Here is a 26,955-nt window from a genome sequence, read left to right as displayed (position 1 = left end):
CAGCTAAAACCCCACCCCCAAACTCACCCCACTCACCCAATCTTTGTTTGAAAAACCTGTGGGCTCGCTGATTGCTTTTGAGGTGAAAATGTCGTAATTAAAACTTAGGTAGGGGTTGTTTGTATTTGGCATGTATTGCCCTTTAATGCCAATGGCGGCACCTACTAGATGCTGTCCAAGCAATAGCTCATTTTGGCTTTTGTTGTGGTTGGTGATGTATCCTGTATCCAACCCTAAATAGATGGCATGGCTTGATTGACTGTTTCGTGTGCTGTTTTGTGGGTTGTTTTGGTTGATTGTGATGCCTTGATTATTTGCCCGTTGTTTATTTAAAAAACTTGGATAAAAACTGATGTCTTGTCTTACCAAGATGCCATTATCAGCAGACAATGAACGCTCACCATCAAAGCCTCTAACAGTGTACCTACCACCAATTGCCATCTTTAAATCTGGTGTTAGACTGTCTGTGGCGTATTGGGCTTTGAGTGTGGTACTGTGGATGATGGGTAGTGGTTTGTTGTTAATGCTTGGGTTGTATTTACTTGTTAGATTGGCGTTTAATTGATAAATACCGACACGGGCAGAACCCTCATCAAACAGCTCTTCTGGTGAGGGCAAGGCATTAAAAGCTGCACTGCCGCGTTTATAAGAAATATCTGTCGTAAGTTGATGCTTGCCTTGTTTTAGGTAGGTTTCATGAGTAATGCCCATTTGATAACCAGCAATCTTACGAGTTTGTACATCGATGATTGTACCATCAATATCACTTTCTTGAGATTTGATAAACCCACCGACATACACATGGCTTTTGCTATGAGCATCTCTGTGTATTAAGTGTGATAATTTGGCATTATACCCACGAGAAGTACCACCATAAACATAATCTTGGGTGCTGCCTGCTACGGTTTGATGATAGGTGTAGCGATTGGCATTTAGTTGTAATAAACTATTTTTAATTGGCAATACATAACCAATACCATAATTCTTAGAGCCTTTGCTTTTATTAGACGGATAATCTTTATCGTCATTAAGCTGATTACCCAAATCCCGCCCAAAGCTTAAATAGAGTAAATCATTAAAATTTGCCAAATTATCCACACTCAAGGTTGCCATGCCTTGATATTTACCTGTGGATTTAGAGCCTGAATCATCGACGCTTAGACTGCCACGAATGCGGCGGTTTTGACTATAGTCAATTAAAATATCGCTAAAGCCAATACGCTTATCACCAGACGGCACAATCTTAAAATTAGCATCACTACTTGGCACGCGTTTAAAGTTCTCAAGCATGGTTTCTAAATCACGGATGTTTAATAGCTTGCCTGTTTGTGTGGTAAGTGCTGTGTCTAAAACAGCAGGATAAGCCATGTTTGTCTGTTTAACATAGACAGGCACTTTACTATCTGCTGTATTTACCAGCACTTTAGCAATCTTACCAGGAATTAAGGTTAATCTTAATTCACCTCCAGATAAATTCTGATCAGCCACCATAATACGACTGGTAACATAGCCTTGTTCAATTAAGCGGTTTTGTACACGAGTCAAGACAGCATTGATATCACCTACCGCCATACACTTGCCTAACACACTACCATTGCCCATAATTTCAGGAAGTAAAGCAAAGCCAAGCTTGTCTGCAAAGGCAATATCATCTTGTGATAACACCGAATAGCCAATCCGATAAATATCAAAGCAAATATTGCTATCATCTGCCAAAGCTTGCTCATCGTTGATGGCAGACGGGATGGAATCAATACCTGTTAATACCGTTGGATTGGGTACCAATTGGTTAAGCAGAGCTTGATTGCGAGCATCTTGGGTTTGCAGGAGGGCTTGGCTTTTGGTGTTGGCAAGGGCGATGCCGTGAGTAAAAATTGCTGTCATGCAAATAAAAAGAACGGAGTATCTAGCCATCACCAAATTTCCCAAAAATATCAAAAAGAATATATCAAGCGGTGTTAATCTGCACAAATTGTTAATTATTGCTATCATTATACTAAAATGTTACAATCATATCACTATTGTTTTTATCTGTCAGAGATTTGAACCGTGAACCATATTTATAAAATCGTCTTTAATAAATCCACACAGACTTGGATGGCGGTTTGTGAATATGCTCGTGGTGTGTCTTGTAACAGTGTCAGTGCTGGCAACAAGCCGTCAATAAAAGGCATGATGGGCAAAGTAACCGCTTTATCCTTTGCAGTATTTGTGGCTTTACAGTCAGCCCACGCCAACACCCCAACAACCATCTTAGCCGACAAATCCGCCGATAAATCACTACAACCCATTGTTCTACCCACAGCCAGTGGCATCACTTCAGTCAACATCACCACCCCCCAATGCTCGCGGTTTATCCAATAACCATTATAGCCAATTTGATGTCGGCAGTTCTGGTGTTATTTTAAATAACAACCGCCAAGCAACAAATACCCAAATTGCAGGCTTTGTGGCAGCCAACCCCTTTATGGCTCGTGGTGAAGCTTCTACCATCTTAAACCAAATCAATTCAAGCAAGCCAAGTCATTTGAACGGCTTCATTGAAGTGGCAGGTAAAAAGGCAGATGTCATCATTGCTAATCCATCAGGCTTAGTGGTCAATGGTGCAGGGCTTATCAATGCAGGCAATGCCCATCTGGCAGCAGCAGGCAGCCAAGTCAATCAAGGGCAGGTATCTGGTTATCAAGTCAGTGGCAACTCTGCTGCTCATATTGAAGTCAATGGCAAACTAAACCTACAAGGCACCGATTATGCCGCTTTAATTACCAAAACTGCCCAAATCAATGATAAGATTTATGCAGGTAATACGCTTGATATTATTCTAGGCGAAAATCAAATCAGTCTTCAAAATGGTGATTTTACCAAGCTTAATGCCACTAATAAACAAACCAGTGCATTATCCGCCAGTCAAACCACCAATAAAGAACAGCGAGGCGTTGCCCTAGACATCTCATCTTTGGGTGGTATGTATGCTGGTAAAATCCATCTGATTGGCACGGACAAAGGCTTTGGGGTTAATAACACTGGTGTCATCACCGCAACTGGCAAAGGCGTACAGGCAGGCGGTACACTCACCCTAGATGCTCAGGGCAATCTTGTCAATGCTGGCATACTGTCTGCCAAAGACAAACTTGCCATCAATACCCATAATCATTCTGTTCTAAACGATGGCACACTGCTTAGCGAACAAGCCAATCTCACCATCAATACAAAAGACCTTGAGAGTGCAGGCACCATCCACAGCACTCAGACCACCCAAATTGATGCCACTGATACTTTAAACAATCAAGGCAGTATTTATGGCGGTGTTTTACAACTTACCACCAATCAGCTTGATAATACAGGCAAACTCATCCAAACAGGCACAGGCCGTCTTAATATCAGCACAGACACACTCACCAACAGCAATAAAGCCGTCATCGGTCAAAGTCTGTATGAGCAAACCACCCTCGATGCACCAAGCACGCCAAGCAGCGATCAGAGTGCTGGTACTATTGGTAGTGATTCTAAAGACAATACAACAGCCAACACTGCCAACTCATCAAACCCATCACTACCTGCAACCACAGACACAACTCAGTCCATCCCAGTACCAAGTGCTGATGGTTTTATCACAGCCAAATCTTTGACCAACACAAACGATCAAGCACTCATCACAGCCACAGGCGACATTAGTATCACCGCCAATCAGACAAAGAACACCAATCAAGCATCCATTGACGCACAAACCTTAAACACCAAGACTCTTACCAACACCGACAGTAAAATCGCCTTAGACACCGTTAACTGGCAATTAACCAGCTTTGACAACAGCAAAGGCGATATTAGTGCCAAAGATGGTATGGTGATTGACAGTGAATCTACCATCATTAATGCAGAGGGTAGTTTGACAAGCGGTGGTGATATGATACTTATCGCCAAGGACAGTATTATCAATCAAGACGGCACCATTACCGCAGTCAAACAAGCAGATATCACTGCCAAAGAATTACAAAATGGCGGTACTATCACGGCTGATACGCTGACCATCACCCAACAAGCAGACTATACCCACACGGATCAGGATAAGCTTGTTGCCAATCGCCTAGCGTTTACAACAAGTGGCAAGCTGATTAACCAAAGTCAATTTACCGCCGATCAAGATTTGACACTGAATGCCAATGACATCACAAACCAAGGCTTGATCAACAGTGAAAACACATTCATCAAAGCTGCAGGCACCATTGATAACTTGGCTGGTGGTCGTATCTATGGCACACACCTTGCCATTACTGCCGACACACTAAACAACACCCCAGCCAAAGCCAGTGATACCGACAGCCATCACACCGCCCCAGTCATTGCAGCCAGAGAGCGTCTGGATATTGGTGTAAACACCCTAAACAACAACCCCAACCCTGACAGAGCGGGCAAATTCAACGAAAACTTCGACAGTCAAGCTTTAATCACAAGTCTTGACAGTCTTAACATTGGCGGCAGTCTTGATGACAATCATCATGCCACAGGCAAAGCCGAAGCCATCATCAATAACGGTGCAACCATTGAATCTGGTGGGCAGATGCAGGTTAATACCAAAACCTTGTTAAACACCAATGCCGACTTTAACAAGCATACAGTCAAGGTAGAGGAAGAATCTGTCTATGGACAAACACTCTATCGCAACCGTGAGCAGTCAGGGGCAGCTCCTGTCATTCAAAAAAGCACCAATACTGATGATTTGGGCAATAAACCAATGGCAGGATTGTTTGACTGCCCAGAGGGTAGCGACTGCATCATCAACTACGGCAATGATTCTGCCATCTGGTCGTACTTTAAAATTGAGCCGCCCAAAGAGCCTATCCCAAGCATTAAAGCTCAGGATCTGTTAGATGAGCCTGATCTGCCAGAAAATGAAACCACCCAAAGCTGTGCCTTGGCACCTAAAAGCAACCAAGCCTGCACACAATACAATGAAGACTTGGCAAATTACACCAAAGCCATGGCTCCTTTATTAACATGGGAACAGAACAATGCTGCTGCCATTGAAGCATTGGAACTTGCCATCAGAGCATACAACCGCCAATTTAACAAAACCAAAAGTGATGTTGATTTGGCTCTCAATATCTACACCACCGATGAAGCCTACCTAGGTCCAACCAGCCGTAAAGGTGCACCAACTGGGGCTTTGTATGTCAAACAAGCAAATGGCAGCCACCAGCGTGTTGGTGAAGAGATTGATGAAATCACTGTAGACTTTGTTGTTTATGAGGATAAAACTTTAACCTCTGACCCTGCTCGCATGGTGGCAGGAGGCAACCTTATCATTCAGGGCAATACACTGATTAATGATAAAAGTCAGATAAATGCAGGCGCAGGCTTTGCAGTGCTTGGCGATACTGTCATCCAAAACCCTGACAACGGTCTGTATGGTGAAAAAACCAAAGTAACCGAAAATGGCCGCTTTATCAGCCGCACAGTTGTCTCCTCTGGTGCAGGTCGTAGGCATAAGCGTATTGATATCGGCAGCGGTGCCTTTGTACAATCCTTTGCTCCGCTGGCAACTTACGAGCTGCCTATCCTAAACGCCACCATCAACACCACAGCAAGCAGCACAAGGATTGATAAGCCAGCCACAATCAATAACAACTCTGTCATTATTGATATCAACAGCAATGACAATAACATCATCATCCCAACATCAGCCCTATACACCATCAATGCTGATGACCCAAATCAACCGCTGATTCAGACCGATGCCGCCTTTACCAATTACAAACAGTGGCTATCGTCCGATTATATGCTAAAAGCACTACAATCAGACCCAAATCACATCCACAAACGCCTATCTGATGGCTATAAAGAACAGCAATACCTCAAAGAACAATATCAGCTATTAACAGGCAGACACATCAACACCGATTATACCAATCAAGAACAAGCCTTTAAACAGCTGATGAATCAAGGCATCACGGCAGCCAAACAGTTCGGCTACACACTTGGCACGGCACTTACGCCTGATCAGATGGCAAACTTAACCACCGACATCGTCTGGCTGGTCAAAGAGTCCATCACCTACACCACCAAAGACAAAGATGGCAATACCATCACCAAAACCCAAGATGCCTTAGTACCCAAGCTATATCTAAGATCTGCCAATATCACGACAGGCACACTTAGCCCTGATGGTAGGTATGCTGCCATGTCTGGCAAAAACATCAACATAGAGCTGACGGGCAATCTAGATAACAACGGTAATGTCATTGCCAAAGACAGCATAAACATCACCGCAAACAACGCCACCAATAAAGGTGCTGTGCAAGGCAACTTTATTGCCATCACAGCAAACAATGACATCACCAACCATGGCACCATATACGCAAACAGTGCCATGAGCCTTGATGCCAAAAACCAAATCATCAACGAAAGCCTAACAGCTACCCAAACAAACACACAAGGACAAAGCTCTTCATCCAACACCACCATCACACACATCGCCACCATCCGTGTGGGAGATGGTTTAAAAGACCAAACAGATGAACAGGGTAATCCATTAACCACTCTAAACATCCAAGCGGGTAACTATGTCCTAAACAAAGCTGCCAACATACAAAACGATGGCGGCAGTACCGACATCACCGCCGAAAACGGCATCGACATTGGCACTGTTACCGTAAGCAACCATATTAGTGCGGTGGCAGATGACAACAATTACTTTAAGTACAGCCAAACAGAAGATGTGGGGCCAAATATTAGCAGTTATGGTGATACTGTGATTGCAACAACAGGTCAGGGGGCAGACATTACAGGCAAGGCCGCCAATATTCGGTCAGGGGGTGTAAGTGCTGTTATTGCTACAGGTGGTGTGCATTTTAGCGAAGGGCGCGCGACAAGTAGTACTCAAAGCTCATCCACCCATCAACAGAGCAAATGGTATGGCTCCAAAGACATTACAAAAATCTATGAGTCCAGCAGCAACACTGCTGTGCTTAGCAGCATAGATGGCGATGAGATATATGTCATTTCAAAAAATTCTGATATTGATCTTTTTGGCACCAATATCACAGCCAACGAGCAAGCAAGCATCAGTGCCAAGCAAGGTGATGTCGCCATCGAATCCGTCAAAGATCGTGTTTATCAAAACACCATCCAAACCACTCAAAACTTTTATAAAAATACAGGCAATGTCGATGGTTTTTACCAAGAAACCCTTGCTCAAACAGGTGTTCGTGCGGGTAGTATTGACATTCAAGGAAACTCTACCAATTTAAATGCGGTCAAGTTACAAGCTCCCAACGGAGTCATCACTGTTGGCAATGCCCATCTTGCCACTAATGATGATGGTACCTTGAAGCTTGATGACAATGGCAAGCCCATTGTCCTATCAGGCGACATGCAGCACCTAAATTTAGGCACAGTAGATTTAACCAATAAAACTTGGCAAGAAAGCTCTAGCTCCTATCGTGGTTTTGTCAAAGATGTTATGAAAGGTGTTGGCGTGGTAACTGGTGCTTTAGGACTTGGTAAGGGTATTGCACTTGCCGAATCGCAAAGCAATCATACCACTGTCCATACCCAGGCTACCACTCAACTCAACGCCAATCAAATCCATTTGGGTGCATCCCAAGTTACCGCACAAGGCAGTGTAATAGATGCAGGAGATGACGGCTTTGTCAGCGTCTTGGGTGATGATATTTTATTTACCACCGCCAAGCACAGTCAAACAAACACACAAACCCAAACACGCCAAACCATCACTGGCGAGGGTATGCAATTTGGCAAAGATCGCTTACAACTTGGTGCTGTAGTTTATACAGATACGACAGATACCCAAACTACCCAAAGCACCACTCATGATGGCGTAACCGTTCGTGGTAATAGTGCGGCTGTACTTGGCGATATGAATGACGGCAGTCTAACCACGCAAGCTACCAACTTTGATTTGGATCGCACATCAGGTACTTTACTCATTGGTGCCAAAAACACCTTGCTTGATGGTGCCATCAATCAAAGCACTCACACTCAAAGCAACGAAACCAATACCACTCGTCTTGAAGCCAGTATTCATCATGCCGCCGTTGATACCGCTGTAGCTGCCGAAAACGTCAAAGAAGCTATCCAAAGTGCCAATCATGCTCGCAAAGCACTAGAAAATGCTCAAGATGAAGTGGCGGCAGGCAAACTTGAAGCGGATGCCATCAACGACTATGAAGCCAATCTGGCTATGGCAACCGCCAACATCGCCAATGCCCAAATCGCTTTAGGGGCAGTAGCAGCCAGTGCGGCTAATACGGCACCGACACTTGGCTTTAGTGCCAAATTAGGTGCAACGCATACCCAAAGCCAAAGCCATCAAACACAAACCAACCAAGACTTTGTAAGCACTCAGATCACCGCCGCCAATACAACGCTGGTTGGTGATGAGTTTACCACCAAAGGATTGCAAGCCGACATTGATAAGCTTAATATTGACCACCTAAACAAGTTAACCCTAACCCATGCCACCACCCAAGATACAAGCCAAAGTAAAAGTAGTACGAGCACCATTGATGCCAGTATCAGCACTTCAGGCAATCTATCAGCAGGCATGGGCAGACAACAAAGCCACAGCCATAGTACAAGCACGACCGCTCATGACACCAAACTTAACTTGGGTGAGCTGAACGGTCATGCCAAAAACACCACTTTACACGGTGCTACCATCAACGCACAAGGCGGTCATTACAGCACAGATACGCTTAACATTACCACCAGCCAAAATACCCAAAAAAGCCAAAGTGGTAGCAAAGGCGGCAATATCGGCGTTGGTACCAACAGTCTAAGCCTAGGCTATAATCAGCAAAACAGCCAAAGCGATATCACTGCCAGTAATACACCATCAGGCATTGTCTATATCACTACAGATAACACTGGCAATAAACCAAACCACAGCCTAACTGCCAATCATACTTCTATTACGGGTGGTATCATTGCCGCCATCAATGTAGATGAGCAAGGTAATCAAACCAATGGTCAATTAAACTTCACCACCAACACCCTAATCACCCAAGACCTACTGGCAACAGAATCTAGCCAAAACAAGGGCTTTGGTATCAATGTAGGTTTTACCAACAAACAAGGCGATATTGATTTATCCAATATCGGCATATCTGCAAACAATCAAGGTCATGACAAACAAACCCTTGCTCTTGCCACCATTGGTCAAGGTGCTACCATCAATAACACCATCACCCATAACGGACAACGCCAAACCACCACCGACCTTAGCCAAACAAACATCAACACCGATGCCCTAAACACCCAAAAAGTCATCAAAGACCAAAAAACAGGTGGTCTTGACATCAACACCACCATAGATGCCAGAGTATTCACCAAAACAGGTAGGCAGGAGATTAAAAAGGAGCAAAAGGAACTACCCAACAACGCCAAAGCTGCCTTTGGCATGCCAGCCATCGCAGCTGCTGCCATCACAACAGGCTTAATGGATAATGAAAAAACCATCAATGATAACACTCGTATTCAAAAAGCCAAAGACAATCTAACCCAAGCCAGAAATAACCTCTTAACAGGGGTAGATAAAGCAAATACCAGCCTAAACGCCCATGTGGATGCCATCATTGATGGCGACCTAACCGATGTCGCCCAAAACCAAGATATCCTAAATGAGCTCAACGCACAGCTGACCCAAAACACCAGTGCTGATGGCACGACTGTCTTTTTAACCGAAAACACCACCAATCCACAAGGTGAAATGGTTCAAGGGCTTGCCAATCCCACCAAAGGACACACCTACCTTGACATAGACCATCTAGACAATGCCATAGAAGCCCTAAACCACGAAATCACCCACCACAATGGACAAGGTGAAACTTCTGCCACAAGAATGGGCAAACTGGGTAATTTGGCGTATAATATTGGCACAAGTCTCAATCAAGAGGACATCAACACCCACAGGCAGGCAATTACACCAACAACTCAAACCCTACAAAACCTAAGCACTAAAGAACAACTTGCTTATCACGCTCAAAATCAAGCCTTGCTTGATGCCAATCAAGAACAGCTTAAGGAGGAGAAGGAGAGTGGGGATGGGTTTGAAAATAAAACTGTTGCTGGTCGGATTGGTACCAATAGACAAGAAAGTGAAAGGCAACACAAAGCACAAATGTGTCAAGTTGCACAGGTATCCGCAGATATGTGCACCAGATACCAAAATGATAAGAAGGCAACTTGGAGTTCTTATGATTTTGCCCAATGGCAAATACAAGGGAGTGGTTTTTTGCATAGAAAAAAAGAATTGTTTGTGTCTGATTATAAATATGAGATTGAGAAGTATGCCAAACAATATGACATACCTCCAGAGTTATTAGCTGGTGTTATGTATAATGAGTTTGGAGGAGATCCTTTAATTGTGGATGATGTGGCATACAATGGACGCTCCATCCTTAATTTTGTAGGTGCTGGAAATCCAGCTGACAAAACATCGTTTGGCAATACAAGTATTCAAATTGCTAGGGTAAGAGAGGCTCACCCTACTTGGAGTAATGCTAGAATTATAGCATCGCTAAAGATTCCAGAAAAAAATATTGAATTGACGGCAGAACATTTAAGAGTGGCTCTAAATGTGGATTATGCTGGTATTCCTGCAAAAGATATGGGTGATGAACATATTAGAATTGCTGGTGCAAGATACAATCGAGGGCTAGAGTTAACAAAGGAACAAATTATGCAAAATACATCATACGGAGATAGCATTTTGAAAAGAAAATACAAACTAAAAGAGTTAATAAAATGAAAATAATTAATATTATATTATCGATGTGTATTTGTTTTCTTATATTTTTCTTTCTAAACAAGTATGATTCTTGGGGTATTTCCGAGGGGGTATGTATTTATCATGATAGTTCCGTAGTTGTCGCCATAATTCTATCCTCTATTTTGTTTTTGTTAAATTTTTTATTTTTCTTATTTTGGTTTTTCTTTAAAGAAAAAAAATCAACTACCAATATTATATTTATTATTATCTCAATTGGTCTTTTTGTATATTGGCATCCTGCAACATACTATTATTCAATAGGTGCTCTATTAAAATACACCAATATCCAAATAGAACAACTGGGCGAAGTTGCTAGGTGCGAGTTGCAACGTAATAATGACTTAAGATTTGTAAAACCATAGAAACCCTAAACCACGAAATCGCCCACCACAATGGACAAGGTGAAATTTCTGCCACAAGAATGGGCAAAATCACCAACTTAGCGTATAATATTGGCACAAGTCTCAATCAAGAGGGTATCAATACTCATAGACAAGGCATCACACCAACCGCTCAAACCTTACAAGGCTTAAGCCCAAAAGAACAACTCGCCATTCATGAATCCAATCAAGCCTTGCTTGATACCAATCAAAAACAATTAAGTCAGGAGCTAGAGAGTGGAGATGAGTTAGAGAGCAAAACTATTGCTGGTCAAATTGCTCAAAATAAATACAATTATTGTGCTGAACAAGGCGTTTCTAGAGAAGACCGTCATTCATATATCAGACAACAAAATTTAGATAATTTAGGCACGGTTGCTGAAGATGCGATGGTCTTGGCGAGTGTTTATCGTGGTGGTGTGGGGAGGAGTCCTGTTAGATCTACAGTAACAAATTCTACACCAAAAACATTTATTCCAAATGATAAATTTAATTATTTCTTTGGAAGAGTGAAAAATGATCCACATAACACTCCTCGCTCGTTACAAAATAAAGAGCAGTTGGCAAGCATAGGTATTCACGACAATGCTCAAGGTAGAAAAATTATTTCCGATACTGTAGAAAATAGTGTCGGTTCTTCTTCAAATATTATTTCTGCTGAAAGAAAAATTGGTAGGGATGGCTTATATTATGATATAGAAAGAAGAGAGACTTTGATCATCGGTCCAGGTGGTATTAGAAAACTTGAAATGGGATTTGAGATAATGCCAAATGGACAAAGAAAACTAACAACTATTATTGTAAAGGGTGGTTCATAATGAGTATTTTATTTCCCAATTGTGATGATTATATCTCTAGATATGGTTGCGATAGCATACTGAATGATGATTTTACACAATTAACAACATTTTATTATCAAAAATTTAAGCTAAGTATACTTACAGATTGCTATGATTTTATTGATATTAAGCTATATTGCAATGATTTTTTAATATCTCATCTATACGAGGAAGGAGTTGATAGAATTACTTTATTTAACAATAATATTAAAGTATTTTTTAAAGAAATTCCTGGTTATTTTGATAATAAATTTCTTGAATTAATTGTTGATAATAATTTATCAATTAAATCTGTATCCATGAGGTCATAAGATAGTCCTTTATAATAGCTACAAAACCTAAACCACGAAATCGCCCACCACAATGGACAAGGTGAAACTTCTGCCACAAGAATGGGCAAAATCGGTAACTTTGCTTATAATATCGGTACCAGTCTTAACCAAGAGGAGATAGGCACCCATAGACAAACCATCACACCAACTGAAAAAACCCTGCAAAACCTAAGTCCAGAAGAGCAACTTGCTATCAAACAAGACAATCAAGCACTACTCAATGCCAATGAAATGCAAAGAGTTGAGGGGACGGAGAGTGGGGATGAGGTTTGGGATCAGCCAGGTGTTGCTCAGGGTGTGGGGAAAACTCGACAAAAAGAATGTCGTCAGGCAGGTGTTAGCTCCAGTGATTGCTCAGCCTATATATGGGCAAGAAGTGTCAGTAGAGCAAAGAATATTGCTTCGTTACTTGTGCCAACATCCCCTGGAGAAGTTGCTTTTCTTGTTGCGACTGCTGGTGGTGGCTATGTATTAAAAGTTGCAGGTAAAGCAGGTGTCAAAGTCATTCGTTCTTTTAAGGGTAAAGATGAACTAAATAAGGCGGTGGCGGAGGCTAAGAGGATTGAGAACAATGTTTATAGAGACGGCTCTCAATTTGAATCAAATATTGTTAACGGAAAACCAATAGCAAATTTAAGGATGGAATATGTTAATGAAGTTCAATCTATATCTAGCCATACGCAAAGAATGTTAAGTCAAGGAAAGACCGAAGAAGAGGTAGCTGTTTGGGCTATAAATAAAAGAAACGAACTCAAAGTTAAATACAGAGGAAATACCCCTCCTGAGAAGTTAAGAGAGATAGAATTAAGAAATATTGAAAAATACGGAAATGCTTTGGGTCCAACCGCTCATTATTTGAGACAAAAAGGAAAGACTTGGAAAGAAATTATAGATTCTGCTAGTAAAGCAGATGGTTCAGACTTAGACTTCGCACCAAAAGGTTTTAATAGATAACATGAATATTATAAAATCTGACAATATGTATATATTGGATATAGAGCTTTCAGCAGAATGTATGTATTGCTTTCATAATAGCATTGAGGATACTATAAAAAAATTTTGTGAAAAAAATAATTTACGCTATGGCTATTATGAGCAATACATTGATTTTGGGGTTGGTCAAGTGTATTTTCAGGATGAAGTCATTAAGATTGTTTGGGAGGAATTTCCTAATAGTATATCTTTGTTTATAAAAAATTATAATGATTGCTTATTAATTGTGGATATGGTAAAAAATGATTTTTACAAACAATAAAAAAAATTGCTATTAGCCCAACCCACAACCACCCAAACTGATGCCATCACCCATAACGGACAACGCCAAACCACCACCGACCTTAGCCAAACAAACATCAACACCGATGCCCTAAACACCCAAAAAGTCATCAAAGACCAAAAAACAGGTGGTCTTGACTTTAATACCACAGTGGATACCAGAATATTCACCAAAACAGGCAGACAGGAGATTAAAAAGGAGCAGGTGGGGTTAGGTCAAAACCTTAACAAAATTAAAGATGACATTGTCAGTGATATTGAATTAGGTTATGATATCGCCAGTGATGCCTATAAAAGCATTCTGATTCTTAAAAAGATTGAAGAAGTTAGAAGTCAGTTAAGTCCCGAAGAACAAGAGTATTTTGACCAATACCTGCTTGAGTTTCAACAAAATCAAGATTTACTACGGTTGAATGCAGCACCTGCAGCAGGAGTTGCGGCAATTGGTGCAACGGAGTTGACAGCGTTAGCTGCTGGAGCTGGAGTTGCGGTCTGTAGTGCAACAGAGGCATGTTCTGATGCAGTTGAAGATGGTTTTAAAAGCACGCAAAAAGCAGCAAGAGATGCGACCAATACTATTATTGATTATACAGTTGGGATTTTTAGTTCTGATAAAAAGAAATCAGAAAATAAAGCCAATAACGCACCTCCTCAGACTTCCCAAGTTGCCTCTACGCCACCTCCTGAGCCTCCGCCTGAGGATGACTATGTTGAAGTTAGTAGTAATATGCAGAAGGGGGATAAGGTTGATTTATCTAAATTCACAAGAGGTTCTAGTAATAACTTTAAGTACAACGGAAAGCCAGCATATAGGAATGATAAGGGTTATATGTTGGTTAAAGATAATGCAGCTGGAAAGCCAACCGCTCATGGTGGAAGTTACTGGAAACTATTAGATAAGCATGGCAACAGAATAGGCACACTCTCAAAAGATGGTATATATTTACGAAAATAACAATAGGTAATTTTTATGAATAATTTTATGTACGTTTGTTATTTATCTTGTTTTGATCATTGGCTTACAGAGGCGGAAGCTGATGACTGTCAAATTTTAACCTTTGATATTGCAAAAGATAACAAGAAAATAGATGAATACCTCAAGGGAGAAAAAAGATTTTTAAGTTTTTATACTGAAATTTCTGATTTTGTTGAAGATGTAAAAACTGGTAATGTTTTCAAGACAATATCAAAAAATTTTCAGAAAATTTTATTGAATAGTTTAAGGGAAAAATCCCTGAAAGAAATTTACTATCATGAAAAGAAAATTCTAGTCAAGGGTGGGTATGATAGAACAGACCTTATTTTCATCCCCAATCAAGATGTGTTGAATGATATTCAGCGATTAGCACAAAAAAATAACTTATTTATTATTGAGATTATTGATTATAATGATTATCTGGCAGATTATGATGATTGATATGCCTCTTTAATGCCGTAGGCATCAGCACCGAAGTACTACTTACCAGTATCACTGCCCAACAAGGCATACAAGGAGCCACCAATAAAGAACTTACCGTCATTGACATTCATGATGAACTAAGACAAGATAGTATCCAAACCCTAGCTCATGAACTAGACCATGTTCGTGGTGGCAAAAACAAAACCTTGGCAGATTTAGCAGGACTTGCCGCCAAGCTCAATACCGAAGCTGCCATCAGTGCTAATAAAGACAAAATCAACCCCATCAAAGCACAGCTAGGGAATGGCGAAGACGCACAAACAACCCTTCAAAATCAAGCATTGCTTAAGGGGAATAATAAGACCTTCTTTAAGGACTGGGTAAAAAACACAGAAAATTGGCAGTATATTATTACAACTAGAGATGGAGAACAACTTGCTCGCCATAAAATGTTTAATGGCACCCAAAAAATGGTTTATGATTATTTGCAGCAAAACTATCCAGATGTCTTTAAAGCAAACGATGAAGAATTTTATAAGTTAGTCAGTCAAGCTATGAAAGAGATGGGAGTTTCTGATTCAATTTTTATCCCTTTCATTGGCAACAAATATTATGCAAATGATACCCTTATGAATGCAAAGGAGGCTCAAACTCGCACTGATAAAGACGATATTTTATTTTATAAAAAAGAATTTATTGAACAAATGAGAGATGAAAAGTATATTTGGAGTGATGAGCAGTTCAGGGAATTCAAAAAATCTGACGTCTATTATTATGATAAAATTCAAAATGGCATAGCTACCCAAAAACTTATTCAAGCAGGATTGGAAAAAGGACTGCCCCTTGCTCAAGCTGCTTTGGGTATTGGAGAGGTTATTGGAGGTGTAACCACCCTTACAACTTGCCCTAGTGTCGCAGGTTGTGTGGTTGCCACAGCAATCATTGTTGATGGTGTTGATAATGTTTCAACTGCTTTTGTCAATTACAATGAATCCATTGACGAACAAATCGCTTCACTTGGACTAAAAAATCTTGGTGTGGATGAACAAAATGCTAACCTTATCAAACTTGGCACAGGTTTAGGTACTGGTGTTAGTGCAGTTGTAATTGCCAAGAGTGCGGATGGGGTGATTGATGGTGCAAACGCATTATCAAGATTGGATGCTAATCCTAAAACAGTTATTGACAATAATGTGAATGTGGATAATCCTTATCAAAACTATACTGCTGATGGTCGTGGAGATATACCAAAGCATGATATGGTAACTTTTGATGTACCTAGAACCATCTATCCAAACAAGCGAGACATACAACAACTTGTGGATGAGCATTCTAAATCAGGTGCAAAATTAACATTTGAAAGTGCAGAAGTTATACTTCAAGCAACTGCCCCATCAGGTTCTATTGTAAAAATTGCTGGAGATAATGTAGCTGGGCCAGATGTAATCACGATTTCATCTTATGATAGGATAACTCAATTAAAAACCATTCAAGTAAAGGCATCTACTGGAAGTTCTAGGGCTTTTGAAAATCAAGTTAGAAATGATCTAGATAAAGCCATAGGAGAAGGAGGGAGTGATATTATAGCTGTTCAAGTTCCTGCGAATTCTCAAGCTTCTGATATTAATCACATAAAAGGAAAACTTGGGAATTTTAGCAAAGATAAAGTTGGTGACAGAAAAATCATTGTTGTAGACGAACTTGGAAATGTAATAATACCATTGCAAAATTTAAGCAATTTTTCTAAAAAATAACTTGGAGTAAAATTATGAGTTTAGATTATGTTTATACCAATATTGTTAATTTTAAGAGAATAACAATTGGTCGTAATTTAAGAAGTTACAGTAGATACTGGGGATTATTTGATCATGAGGGGGTTATTGTTGACTTATCCTACCTTGGTCCGTATAAAAGAAAAAAATGCTATTTACCATTTGGTTTACTCAAAAAACTTTATGAAAACTTTGATTCCTTTCATAATTATAATTGTTTAATTCTTGAAGAAAATATGTGTTCAATTATGGAGACTAGATTTTTTTCAGAAGAATATTGTGATGAAAACTATGAAAATAAATTGGGTTTTTTTTCAATAGACCATACTGATGATGAAATGGGATATCCATTTTTATTGCCTTTTTTGCCAGAACTAAATGATCATTCAATTATTCAAAGTTTATCAATAGATCCCTTACTTGATGTTGAGCTTTTTTATAATTTTGTAAATAAAAATCAATTAATTTTAAAAGATTTTAAATTTAGGCATATAAGATGGTCACAAGAATGGTTTAATTATTGCTATAGAATTACAAAAACTAACACAGAATTTCAAATATTTGATGATAGTAACTTTGTTTGAAACACCTTGGTGTAGATGAACAAAATGCCAATCTTATCAAACTTGGCACAGGTTTAGGTACTGGCGTTAGTGCAGTTGTAATTGCCAAGAGTGCGGATGGGGTGATTGATGGTGCAAACGCATTATCAAGATTGGATGCTAATCCCAAAACAGTTATTGACAATAATGTGAATGTGGATAATAATTTGCTAGACAATTCTTTGCCTAGAGAGTATTTTTGGGAAGTCCCAACAATTGTTAGAAATCCACAAATAATGCAGGGATTTTTAGGTCAAAATGGTGTTCAATTAAAATCTGATATTGTAATAGATGATTTATACGAAAAAATTTACCAAACTCCGAGTGGAAAAAGACCAGACCCATCATCATATCTTTCTCCAGCATATATCCAAAATTGGGAAAGCTCTTGGTCGGATGGGGCTGTAAGATTTGTAAAGCAGTCGGATATTCAAAAGTATCAAACGATTGGGTCTTCAGAAGCGTTTATTTTGCCCAAGAAAGAACTGGATAAACTTCTAAAAGAATCAGGTGGAAATTTATCCTATATTGAAAGAAAGCTTAGTTTGGGCGATGGTTATTTGTCTAAAGCTGATACAAAAATATTTCATATCAGTCCAAATGGTTTAGATGTTAAAATACCATCTGGAAACGAAAGAGGTGCTAATTCTCAGTGGTTATTAGGTGGCAAAACTGCTAATGGGACAACAGAAGGCATTGCTGATTTAACCAAAGATCATTTAATCATTACAGAAATCACACTTGGAGATAAAAAATGAATGAAAAATTACTATTCATCTATTACTTATCAAATAATAAAAAAGATAATTTTGTAATCTATAGATATTGTGAGCAATTTTTTTTAAGTTGCAATTTAGAAAATGGTTTTGGTCAAGTGGAGAAACTAATTGAAATTAGTGAAGAATTATTTGCATTTATTAGAGAAAAATCAGAATTATTTAATCCATATTCAATATGTCTGACTGAAAATACTAATAAATTAGAAATAATAAACCATTATAATGATTTTTTTTATATTTATAAAATAAATTCAAAAATATTTATAGAAACTATTAGGCATGATAGGGAATATTTTATGGGGGAAAGATTTGCAGTTATGCTTAATATTTATGAGATTTTACCCATAATGTATGATAAAGAACCCTCCTTTATTCAAATGTCTTAACAGGCAACCAAACCCTAACCCAAGCTATTGAAAGTGCCAAAGCCCCTGCCAAAATGGCAAAAGTCATCCAAGACTACCTAGAAGTAGGTGCTATATTAGATGCCTATCAAAAAGGCGAGTATCACAATCTAACCCTAAGCCAAGAGGCTTTGCAAGCCTTAGCTGATGCTACAGGAGTTAGTACAGAAGTACTTCTTACCAGTATCACTGCCCACCAAGGCATACAAGGAGCCACCAATAAAGAACTTACCGTCATTGACATTCATGATGAACTAAGACAAGATAGTATCCAAACCCTAGCTCATGAACTAGACCATGTTCGTGGTGACAAAAACAAAACCTTGGCAGACCTAGCAGGACTTGCCGCCAAGCTCAACACCGAAGCTGCCATCAGTGCTAATAAAGACAAAATCAACCCCATCAAAGCACAGCTTGGGGATGGCAAAGATACACAAACAACCCTTCAAAATCAAGCAATCTTGGATGAGAACAAGGCGCAGTTGGAGGGGGAGAAGGAGAGCGATGGGGTTTGGAGTTATGAAGCCTCTGGAATCAATGGCGAAGCTTGTACAGGTGTAGAGTGCAGTGATAGACAAATTATTGCTCAATTAAATGCCTGCAAACGAGATGCTAGCCAATGCAGAGATTACCCTGAACATCTTAAGGTTGCTGCATCCATACTAGCACCCACCACAAAAGAAGAAGTTGCCTTTATCGTTGCGACCGCTGGTGGTGGCTATGTTTAAAAGTCGCAGGTAAAGCAGGTGTCAAAGTCATTCGTTCTTTTAAGAGCAAAAAAGAACTTGATAAGGCGGTAGAGCAAACTCAAAGAGCAAAAGTTGAGGCAAATGTAGCTAATAGTCAAACAGCTAGACAATCTTCGAATTATCAACAATTTAGTCAGAAAGCTACCAATATTGCCTCCTTAAAAGAAATCAGTCCAAGACAATTGGATAAAAAATTTAAACACGCTGCGGATTTTGGCATTGTTACCACCAAGAAAAACACACAAACTATTAATCAGTTTGGTGAGGCTATCAAAAACCATATGAGAAGCCCAGATACAATTCAGTTTGGTACTTATGGTTTTGTACCAGATTCAAAAGTTTTTTACAATAAAATTTCTCATAATATTGTTGTGGTGACAAAAGATGGAAGCTTTAATACTGGCTTTCGCTTAGTGCCTGGCACTGCACAATATGAGAATTTTTTTAAAAATGGAGTATTAAGATGAGTGTAACGCTATTAAATTTCACAAAAGCATATGTGGCTGAAAGAATCGATGCTAGTTGCTTTGTGAATGCCTATATTGAGCTATGGAGAATCGAGGCGGATTTGGGGCTTTCAATTATGGATGAAGAAAAGTTAAATTTATTCTTATCTTCAATATTTTATATGGTTGATTTATACAACCCAGAAAGCGACAAAGAAGAATATGAGTTCAATGAGGCGGAATTATTCTCAAAAATATCTGAGGAGTTAGTGTTGTTCGAAAGTCTTTGTAATTAAAACCTTCACAGATGGTGAGCTGATTTGGACACGAAATGACATCACCTCAGAATATGGCTATCGCCCTGTCATTGCCACCAAAGCAACGCCTGACCAACCCATTTTCCAAGTCACGGTCAAAAACAACCAAGGAGAAATAGAAACCCTAGAAACCACAGCAGAACACTCATTTTGGATTAAAGAGACTGGTTGGCTAAAAGCATCTTTGCTTATAAAGACACCCCAAATGGATATGAGCCTGATAATGATTTGTTGGGTAGTCCTGCGAGTGGAAAAAGGGAGTATTATAATTTTAATTTAATATCAAAAACAGAAGCGGAAAAAATTGCTACTAAAATTAGTGTGCGTTCACCTGTGAAAATTCCTCACAATGCTATCACAAAAATTGACCAAAAATCTGGGTATGCTCAAATAAAATCTGTTTGGATTGAAAACGGTGTTAAATATGAATCTAGATGGCACACTAGAACCCCTGGCACTCCTGCAAATCAAACCAATTCTTGGGTTGTAACTAGAAAAATCCAAGGAAGTAGGACGCAAAAGGCTGGGGATACAGAATATTTGCTAAATAATGGTCAGTGGGTTTCAGAATCCAAATGGAATAATGCTTTGAAGCTAAGAAGGCAAGGCAGAGAAACAAAAGAAAGTAGAGAAATACTAGACAGAGGACACATTAAGGATGGAGACTGACCTTATAACTATTGTTAAAGGTATTGATATATATAATTTTTATATCGAAAATTATTATGGTTTATCTTGTTATGTATTTTCTTATAAAAAAAATAATGATTTTTTATTATGCACAATACCAGGTGTTTTTTTTGAAGAGATATTGAATATTCTTTTGTTAAATGTAAAAGATAAAAAATGTGAATTATTAGAGAGATTTTTAGATGGTGGTTGTGATTTTACTTTTGAGTTTCAAGAAAATTATCTTGGGGCTTGGTGGAAAGTTCCAGATAAATTTTCTTTTATAGAAAATATAAACTCTATAGATATTAATGAATTATTAAATAATGAGAAGTATTCATTTATTCACGATATTGATTCATTGATTTATATCTTGAAAAAATTAAAAGAATATTTGGATGACAGCTTGAGTTATGATTTATTTTTGCATTACTCATAATGGATAAATCATGTCAGTTCCAGTAAGTATAGATTTGAATTTTTACTCAAGTTTACATACCCCACCCCAAATAACCACCCCATAAAAAACCACCAGCCAAGCCAATCTGCTCAACTGATGGTTTTGCTATCAACTTGCTTTTAAAACCCCACCCCTAAACTCACACCACTCACTCTGCCATCACAGACCAAGCAGGGCTTGACTACATCAACACAGAAAACCTCAACCAACAACAAACCCAAAACCAACTTAACCAAATCATCAACAATGATTTTAACAAAGACAAAGCAATTAAAGAGCTAAATGCTCAAGTGGTAATTACTCAAGCCTTTGACAGTGAACGCCGTAAAATAAAAAGCGAGTACGCCAAAAAAGCAGAAGACTACCTTAAACAAGCCAAAGACTTACCAGATGATGACCCAAGAAAAACAGAACTGGAAGCTAAAGCCCAAAAGATACAAACCAACCTAAGAATCTTCGATAGCATCACCTCAGCCTTGTACACTCCTAATTCAAATGGTATCATAGGTGATGTGGCAAGAGCGGCAAGTCCAGAGCTTGCTTATCGGATTGGGCAATATTTTAAAGAAAATAAACTTAAAAATGAAATTGATGGTGGTAATCGCCCAGAAGAACAAAGCCTGCAACACCTACTGGCTCATGCCATCTTGGGTGCTGCCGTAAGCTATGCTACAGGCAATAACCCAATGACAGGTGCCTTATCAGCAGTGGGTAGTGAAGCTGTTACTCCTATCTTATCTGACTTCTTATTTGGCAAAAAACCAAACGAGCTTAGTCAAGATGAAAAGGATACCATTGCCAATATTGTAAGCCTTGTAACTGCCACAACCACTTACACCACAACAGGTGGAGATGTTGCAAATACAGTAAATGCAGTGGAAGTTGGGAGAGTGGGGGTTGAGAATAATGGATTTAATAAAAATAAAAAGGAGCCTGAAAGCTTAAGGGCTAAAAAAGAACGTTATTGGAAAGTGGTGGATGCTATAGTTAAAGATACATCCGTGGAGGTTGCAGCGGCAGCAGGGATGGGTGTTTCTGGTTCGATGACCTATGCTGGCGATGGGAAAGTGAATGTTAGTGGTGCAGTCATTACTGGTTGGTCTGTTAGTGCTAGTGCAAACAAATCATTCAATCAAGGAGAGAAGGCTGATGGTCTCTATGTTGAGTCTTGTGTTTCGGGAAAGTATGGTATTGGTTTTAGTGCTTGTTATGGAGCCAGTGAAAATAAAAAGATGTATATAACAGAGAAAGTAGGAGTAGGGATTGGAGGTCAGCTCAATAGTTCCACTGGGTACAGTAAGACTTATCAGGTATTTCCAACTTCCAAGAAACAAAAGAAGAATTAGGGGTTGCTAATGAGTCAGAAAGATTTGTTTGTTATATGTTTATTTTTAGCAATAGTTGTATATACTGCATTCTATAATTACTTTTTATACAGGCTGTGTAAAAATATAGGTATCGTCAAAAAATTTTCAGATTATTTGGAGCGTGGCATCACGATATCCAAATTTGCTTCAGATATTTTTTGGGGCAATATTGACTCTGAAAATATCAAGAATGATAAAAATTTCCACATTGTCAAAGCGTTTTTGAGGTTATTCCCAGTAATTTTACTGATATGGGTTATTGTTCCTAGTCTATTTGTATAGTACAACAGATATGTATCCTACACATTATCCTAGGTGCTGCCACAAGCTACGCCACAGGCAATAACCCAATAACAGGTGCTTTATCAGCAGTGGGTAGTGAAGCTATTGCTCCTGCCCTATCTAAATTCTTATTTGGCAAAAAACCAAACGAGCTAAGCCAAGAGCAAAAAGATACCATCACCAGTATTTTAAATCTAACCACAGCCATCACTGCTTATAGCACAACAGGCGGTAGTGTAGCCGATGCAGTTAATGGAGCTGAGATTGGGAGAGTTGGGGTTGAGAATAACAGGACTGCATCAGAGGTTTTATTTGCATTGCAAAATCCGATTATTGCTTCAAGAATTGGGGTTGTTGCAAGCGATAAAGATCTTCACAAAATTCAAAATCCAAATATATCAACAATAGTTGCAACTTTCCAAGTTAATTTAATTAACAAAAATGCTCAGAATTTAGACGGTGTAACAGGAGAGGGTGGAATAGCCAATGCTTATAGGCATGCTCTATGGCAGACTATTATATCAAATGAATTTGGTTCAAAGATTGCCACTCAGGTTGGAAATGTTCACGAAGCCAGCTATACTGATCAACATGTTAATAGTCCAACTTATGGCGGATTGTATTTGGATCAGGTTTTTTATTCTAGCAGAGCAAATGCTGACGAAGTTGTGGATCAATTTAATAATCAAGTGGGTAGGAATATATACGCTAAAAGCCCTGGATTGCAAAATAAAGATTATGCTAAATTGGTTCTAGATCACTACTATAACAACGGCTTGTATCAAGTATTAAAAAGTGGCGATAGTTATCACATAGAAGTGGTTCGACTGCCGCAAGAAATCTACAATAAGGCGGTACAAAGCATTGCCAGTCTAGATAATACAGGGGCTGGTCCATCGTTACAAAAACGCAGGTTGCAATATCGGCAAAATTCTATAATGGGAAGTAGATGACCAATGCTACGCTATTTTAACAAAACAGTTTTTATTTTTATATTTTTGCTTATTGTCTATCTGTTTTTTTATGCCTATAAAGATATATTGTATCCAAATGTTGAGAAAAATATACTAAAGCAAATTAATACAGGTGATGAAGTGATAACCATAAATCAAAGGTATGACTTCAATGACTTGATGGGAGATTATGACTACCTAATATTTACAAATGGTGTGATGACCGAAACCAGAGAAAAGATTTTTGCAATTAGAAAGGGCAAATTAATTAGAATTTTTTATTGGAAACTTGATTTTGATGGAGAGGTATCAAAAAATCAGATCATGATAGATTCGGGCTTGGGTCAGGCATTTTATCGTTGTGATAAAAACTCAAGTTTTAAAGTAACCAAAGTTGATGTAGAGAGTAATTTTTATTATATAAAGCCACTTGGTTGTGATGTTTTGTATGGTGTTGATATTGATATGATATATCAAATTTTTAAAGTGGATTTTAATTAAAAAGATCTTAATTATGCCATGTGTGTTAAAATAGAGTGAAGATGGCAGCTGAAATCTTCAGTTGTTAATGTCAAAAGCTGCTCTTGCAAGGCAATACCGAAGAAGCCAACAAATGGGCAGAAGGAGGTATTTACCGAATAGCACTACATACCCTAACAGGCATTCTTGCTACAGGTACGGTACAAGGAGCCATCACCACAGGTTCTGTAGCAGCTGCTGCACCCTATATTAATAAACTAGAAGAAAAACTGATCGATAAACTTATAGCCAAAGGGATAAATAAAAATGATGCCGAAGCTGCAGCAGGCAAACTGACCTCTTTGGTATTATTAACAGCAGGGGTTGCAATCGGTGCAGATACCTCAGCCACTGCCACAGCACTGAATGTGGATGCGTTTAATAGGCAGTTGCATGCCAATATGGGAGAGGCTTGGGTTATTGAAGAGCTCTATAAAAGACAAGGTGGTAATAAAAAATGGTCAAGAGAACAAATTGCTAATGCACTAAGAGCTGCTAATTTTAAAAAAGGCAGCTTCTATGAAAGTGCTGATAGTCATAACGCTGTTCCATCAAATAGACCTGATTTGGGCTATGATAATTTGGTTGGCGTACAATGGAATAATCATGGTACTGGCATCAGTCTAAATATCCCAAAAGTTGATCCAAGTTTAGTTTCATACATTCAAAGTCATACTGGCAAGGGTGATTTTGCGTCATATCAATATACTTGGGATCCTCATAGATTAAGCAATTATCAAGAACCACGACCAGAGCGGGTTAGAATACAGCAAGTACCTTTAGTCTTGGAAAGTGAATTGCGCTATAGAAACGCTGCAGTTATGAATGGTGTAGATTTACGAGGTTCTTCAAATATTAACCATGCCTCAAACCAAGCATTTAAAAATGTGTTAAATAGCGCAGAGCGCTTCCATCGGAATTATAACCATGTAACAGTGTTAAGCGTTAGCAATGGTGGATTTGCACAAACTATCATAATAAATAACCTAAATGGCAAGGTGTATATGTCCATGCCTATTGATGTAAGTGCAAATGTGAAACCTCCAAATTTGGGTAATTTCCAAACAGCTGGGGCTTCTGCTGGTTTTGGTGTTGCGTTGAGTCAAATTAATAGTCGTCAAGATATCGCGAAAAAGGCGGCGGCTATTGACGATATCATTAAGGGAGCATCTCTTGGAGTGCAGGCCTGTTATGCTGCCTGTCTAGGGGGCTCTGTGGCGAGTGGAAACCAGGTCATGATCTTATATGGAGTAGGCACGCCAGGGGCCTCATTGGGTTCATCCTATATGGTTGACACAGGCATTGTGCTCAAAAAATCAGAGATTGCAAGATATAAATCGAGATAGCCTATGATAAATTACCATAAAAATTATTTTCAGAATACTACCAAATTATATGTTTTTCTGGGTCTTGTAGCACTTGGAGCTATACACAGTCTTTATACTTATGTCCCCGGATGCTTATTAATGGACGAGTTTTATAAAGATATGAACCATATCACCCAGCCATTGGGGCAGCCAACAGAGATTAGACCTGTTCTTAGATGTAGTGGACCGACAGTTCTTGAGTACACATTTGAAAACATTTCGATTGAACAATATCGGGCAGTAGTAGATGATCTTAGGCAATCCAATCAATGGACTGAAGCGAGTGTCGGTAATCAGCTGACTGACGATCAGCTTTTTTGTAAAGGAAAAACATCTCTAACAATTTTCCCAGGAGATGAGTATACAGGGTGGTTGGCTTTTTATTTAGTCTGGGAACCGGATGGCTACTGTTACAAAAATCATTGACTGCACTAGTACAATAGATACCACCCCCCCCCCTCTGTCAAGTCAAACTTTTAACTGAGTTTCATTTGGCTTTGGTGAGGCTGGTGCTTAATCACACCAAAACAGATTTGAACCAATTTACGCATACAGACATATAGTACGGCAGGATGTGCACAGCACACCACCAGTCTAAACCATTTCATTGGTACATTGCACCCCTGCCCACTTCAGACTCTCATCACTCCTGATGGATATCCGCATTCTGGTTAATGCAATAGTCAATGATAGACGGCACAATATGTGTCAGCACAAAAGCACATGTCGCACCCATGTGCCAACAAAGCAAAGGTCTGTAGTTGTGCTAAGACATAAACCCAACCAACCCCCACCCGACGCCACCATCTTTTTTCGATGATGGTTTGTATTCTTGATCAAGCGGTTTAGGGATACATGTCTCTTAGCTTGGGATCTTCATTGATATACGCCTGCACTCTAAAGCAGACATCCCGATAGCCGTGCCAGTAGTAATTTGCATCTTGTTTATCAAATGTATGTCGATCCCAGATGTCATCCATCCACGGAGTAAAGGTTGCTCGTGCGGTCAGCTTGAGTGGATGCTTCATACCTTGTTTTAGCTGTTCACAGACAGCTGCGTCAAATAAGTAGCTCATGGCTTGGTGTTTATACTCACCATGTTTACAAATATCTTTGAGTGCCAATGCAAGCAAAGCTTGTATTCTAGCACCTGTAGCACCAACCACATTACTAAGATGAATATTGGTAGTGTGCACCTGGGCATGCTTGTGGCTAAACTGCTTGATGAACAATACATCACCAGTAGTACTGTCAT

General features: G+C 39.3%; 26 protein-coding genes. 24 read left to right on the top strand and 2 right to left on the bottom strand.

Features of this window, described 5'->3' with window-relative positions; all coding sequences use genetic code 11:
- Positions 1–3 precede the first annotated feature (3 nt).
- Positions 4–1,884, bottom strand: a complete 1,881-nt coding sequence (locus EL162_RS08420) for a ShlB/FhaC/HecB family hemolysin secretion/activation protein (RefSeq protein ID WP_170161443.1) — start codon at positions 1,882–1,884, stop codon at positions 4–6.
- 165 nt (positions 1,885–2,049) lie between these two features.
- Here EL162_RS08420 and EL162_RS10415 point away from each other — a divergent pair, with 165 nt between their 5' ends.
- The 24 genes from EL162_RS10415 to EL162_RS08305 all read left to right on the top strand — a co-directional run bounded on the left by EL162_RS10415 (position 2,050) and on the right by EL162_RS08305 (position 26,126).
- The gene (locus tag EL162_RS10415) at positions 2,050–2,364 is read left to right on the top strand and encodes an ESPR domain-containing protein (RefSeq protein WP_126330325.1); all 315 of its coding nucleotides are present in this window, start codon (positions 2,050–2,052) and stop codon (positions 2,362–2,364) included.
- Complete coding sequence (locus EL162_RS08410) at positions 2,309–10,768, top strand: two-partner secretion domain-containing protein (protein ID WP_170161442.1); 8,460 nt, start codon at positions 2,309–2,311, stop codon at positions 10,766–10,768. Before EL162_RS10415 ends, EL162_RS08410 begins: the two co-directional genes overlap by 56 nt.
- Positions 10,769–11,210: 442 nt before the next feature.
- The gene (locus EL162_RS08405; protein WP_126331403.1) at positions 11,211–11,987 is read left to right on the top strand and encodes a hypothetical protein; all 777 of its coding nucleotides are present in this window, start codon (positions 11,211–11,213) and stop codon (positions 11,985–11,987) included.
- Positions 11,987–12,319, top strand: a complete 333-nt coding sequence (locus tag EL162_RS08400; protein WP_126331402.1) for a hypothetical protein — start codon at positions 11,987–11,989, stop codon at positions 12,317–12,319. The genes EL162_RS08405 and EL162_RS08400 overlap by 1 nt, the downstream gene beginning before the upstream one ends.
- Positions 12,320–12,400: 81 nt before the next feature.
- A complete protein-coding gene (locus tag EL162_RS08395; RefSeq protein ID WP_126331401.1) occupies positions 12,401–13,294 on the top strand; it encodes a hypothetical protein in 894 nt (297 codons plus the stop codon).
- 1 nt (position 13,295) lies between these two features.
- Positions 13,296–13,595, top strand: a complete 300-nt coding sequence (locus EL162_RS08390) for a hypothetical protein (RefSeq protein WP_126331400.1) — start codon at positions 13,296–13,298, stop codon at positions 13,593–13,595.
- Between the two features lie 6 nt (positions 13,596–13,601).
- Positions 13,602–14,570 carry a hypothetical protein gene (locus EL162_RS10330; protein WP_126331399.1) on the top strand — a complete coding sequence of 323 codons (969 nt, stop codon included), beginning with the start codon at positions 13,602–13,604 and terminating at the stop codon, positions 14,568–14,570.
- A gap of 15 nt (positions 14,571–14,585) precedes the next feature.
- Positions 14,586–15,032, top strand: a complete 447-nt coding sequence (locus EL162_RS08380; protein WP_126331398.1) for a hypothetical protein — start codon at positions 14,586–14,588, stop codon at positions 15,030–15,032.
- Positions 15,029–16,768, top strand: coding sequence for a hypothetical protein (locus tag EL162_RS08375; RefSeq protein WP_126331397.1), 1,740 nt, complete (start codon positions 15,029–15,031; stop codon positions 16,766–16,768). The genes EL162_RS08380 and EL162_RS08375 overlap by 4 nt, the downstream gene beginning before the upstream one ends.
- Positions 16,769–16,782: 14 nt before the next feature.
- On the top strand, positions 16,783–17,370 hold the full coding sequence (locus EL162_RS08370) for a hypothetical protein (RefSeq protein WP_126331396.1): 588 nt from the start codon (positions 16,783–16,785) through the stop codon (positions 17,368–17,370).
- Positions 17,367–18,146, top strand: coding sequence for a hypothetical protein (locus tag EL162_RS08365; protein WP_126331395.1), 780 nt, complete (start codon positions 17,367–17,369; stop codon positions 18,144–18,146). Before EL162_RS08370 ends, EL162_RS08365 begins: the two co-directional genes overlap by 4 nt.
- Positions 18,143–18,553, top strand: coding sequence for a hypothetical protein (locus EL162_RS08360; protein ID WP_126331394.1), 411 nt, complete (start codon positions 18,143–18,145; stop codon positions 18,551–18,553). The genes EL162_RS08365 and EL162_RS08360 overlap by 4 nt, the downstream gene beginning before the upstream one ends.
- A 53-nt stretch (positions 18,554–18,606) precedes the next feature.
- Positions 18,607–19,299: a hypothetical protein gene (locus EL162_RS08355; protein ID WP_126331393.1), complete on the top strand. Its 693-nt coding sequence runs from the start codon at positions 18,607–18,609 to the stop codon at positions 19,297–19,299.
- Between the two features lie 203 nt (positions 19,300–19,502).
- Complete coding sequence (locus EL162_RS10055; protein ID WP_227543395.1) at positions 19,503–19,787, top strand: colicin D domain-containing protein; 285 nt, start codon at positions 19,503–19,505, stop codon at positions 19,785–19,787.
- Positions 19,784–20,062, top strand: coding sequence for a colicin immunity domain-containing protein (locus EL162_RS08345; RefSeq protein ID WP_115368544.1), 279 nt, complete (start codon positions 19,784–19,786; stop codon positions 20,060–20,062). Before EL162_RS10055 ends, EL162_RS08345 begins: the two co-directional genes overlap by 4 nt.
- On the top strand, positions 20,058–20,363 hold the full coding sequence (locus EL162_RS10410; RefSeq protein WP_126331721.1) for a polymorphic toxin-type HINT domain-containing protein: 306 nt from the start codon (positions 20,058–20,060) through the stop codon (positions 20,361–20,363). Before EL162_RS08345 ends, EL162_RS10410 begins: the two co-directional genes overlap by 5 nt.
- Positions 20,252–20,752: a hypothetical protein gene (locus EL162_RS08335; RefSeq protein ID WP_126331391.1), complete on the top strand. Its 501-nt coding sequence runs from the start codon at positions 20,252–20,254 to the stop codon at positions 20,750–20,752. The genes EL162_RS10410 and EL162_RS08335 overlap by 112 nt, the downstream gene beginning before the upstream one ends.
- The gene (locus tag EL162_RS08330; RefSeq protein ID WP_126331390.1) at positions 20,742–21,191 is read left to right on the top strand and encodes a hypothetical protein; all 450 of its coding nucleotides are present in this window, start codon (positions 20,742–20,744) and stop codon (positions 21,189–21,191) included. The genes EL162_RS08335 and EL162_RS08330 overlap by 11 nt, the downstream gene beginning before the upstream one ends.
- Positions 21,192–21,502: 311 nt before the next feature.
- A complete protein-coding gene (locus tag EL162_RS08325; RefSeq protein WP_126331389.1) occupies positions 21,503–22,558 on the top strand; it encodes a VENN motif pre-toxin domain-containing protein in 1,056 nt (351 codons plus the stop codon).
- A 9-nt stretch (positions 22,559–22,567) separates the two neighbouring features.
- A complete protein-coding gene (locus tag EL162_RS10050) occupies positions 22,568–22,861 on the top strand; it encodes a hypothetical protein (RefSeq protein ID WP_170161441.1) in 294 nt (97 codons plus the stop codon).
- An 89-nt stretch (positions 22,862–22,950) separates the two neighbouring features.
- Positions 22,951–23,814: a VENN motif pre-toxin domain-containing protein gene (locus EL162_RS08320; RefSeq protein ID WP_170161440.1), complete on the top strand. Its 864-nt coding sequence runs from the start codon at positions 22,951–22,953 to the stop codon at positions 23,812–23,814.
- A gap of 3 nt (positions 23,815–23,817) precedes the next feature.
- Positions 23,818–24,315, top strand: coding sequence for a hypothetical protein (locus EL162_RS08315; protein ID WP_126331387.1), 498 nt, complete (start codon positions 23,818–23,820; stop codon positions 24,313–24,315).
- Between the two features lie 83 nt (positions 24,316–24,398).
- Positions 24,399–25,679, top strand: coding sequence for a hypothetical protein (locus EL162_RS08310; protein WP_126331386.1), 1,281 nt, complete (start codon positions 24,399–24,401; stop codon positions 25,677–25,679).
- A gap of 3 nt (positions 25,680–25,682) precedes the next feature.
- Positions 25,683–26,126 carry a hypothetical protein gene (locus tag EL162_RS08305; RefSeq protein WP_126331385.1) on the top strand — a complete coding sequence of 148 codons (444 nt, stop codon included), beginning with the start codon at positions 25,683–25,685 and terminating at the stop codon, positions 26,124–26,126.
- A 419-nt stretch (positions 26,127–26,545) separates the two neighbouring features.
- On the opposite strand, the gene EL162_RS08300 is transcribed toward EL162_RS08305, so the two are convergent.
- A complete protein-coding gene (locus EL162_RS08300; protein ID WP_126331384.1) occupies positions 26,546–26,896 on the bottom strand; it encodes a hypothetical protein in 351 nt (116 codons plus the stop codon).
- Positions 26,897–26,955: the final 59 nt, after the last annotated feature.

Origin of the sequence: Moraxella cuniculi (assembly GCF_900637105.1) — a bacterium.
Lineage (GTDB): Bacteria > Pseudomonadota > Gammaproteobacteria > Pseudomonadales > Moraxellaceae > Moraxella > Moraxella cuniculi.
This window is presented reverse-complemented; position numbering and strand designations above follow the sequence as displayed.

Coding starts and splice junctions, on each gene's coding strand:
- EL162_RS08420 (WP_170161443.1), bottom strand. CDS start 1,884: ATGACAGCAATTTTTACTCACGGCATCGCCCTTGCCAACACCAAAAGC.
- EL162_RS08405 (WP_126331403.1), top strand. CDS start 11,211: ATGGGCAAAATCACCAACTTAGCGTATAATATTGGCACAAGTCTCAAT.
- EL162_RS08400 (WP_126331402.1), top strand. CDS start 11,987: ATGAGTATTTTATTTCCCAATTGTGATGATTATATCTCTAGATATGGT.
- EL162_RS08395 (WP_126331401.1), top strand. CDS start 12,401: ATGGGCAAAATCGGTAACTTTGCTTATAATATCGGTACCAGTCTTAAC.
- EL162_RS08390 (WP_126331400.1), top strand. CDS start 13,296: ATGAATATTATAAAATCTGACAATATGTATATATTGGATATAGAGCTT.
- EL162_RS08380 (WP_126331398.1), top strand. CDS start 14,586: ATGAATAATTTTATGTACGTTTGTTATTTATCTTGTTTTGATCATTGG.
- EL162_RS08370 (WP_126331396.1), top strand. CDS start 16,783: ATGAGTTTAGATTATGTTTATACCAATATTGTTAATTTTAAGAGAATA.
- EL162_RS08360 (WP_126331394.1), top strand. CDS start 18,143: ATGAATGAAAAATTACTATTCATCTATTACTTATCAAATAATAAAAAA.
- EL162_RS08355 (WP_126331393.1), top strand. CDS start 18,607: ATGGCAAAAGTCATCCAAGACTACCTAGAAGTAGGTGCTATATTAGAT.
- EL162_RS08345 (WP_115368544.1), top strand. CDS start 19,784: ATGAGTGTAACGCTATTAAATTTCACAAAAGCATATGTGGCTGAAAGA.
- EL162_RS08330 (WP_126331390.1), top strand. CDS start 20,742: ATGGAGACTGACCTTATAACTATTGTTAAAGGTATTGATATATATAAT.
- EL162_RS10050 (WP_170161441.1), top strand. CDS start 22,568: ATGAGTCAGAAAGATTTGTTTGTTATATGTTTATTTTTAGCAATAGTT.
- EL162_RS08315 (WP_126331387.1), top strand. CDS start 23,818: ATGCTACGCTATTTTAACAAAACAGTTTTTATTTTTATATTTTTGCTT.
- EL162_RS08305 (WP_126331385.1), top strand. CDS start 25,683: ATGATAAATTACCATAAAAATTATTTTCAGAATACTACCAAATTATAT.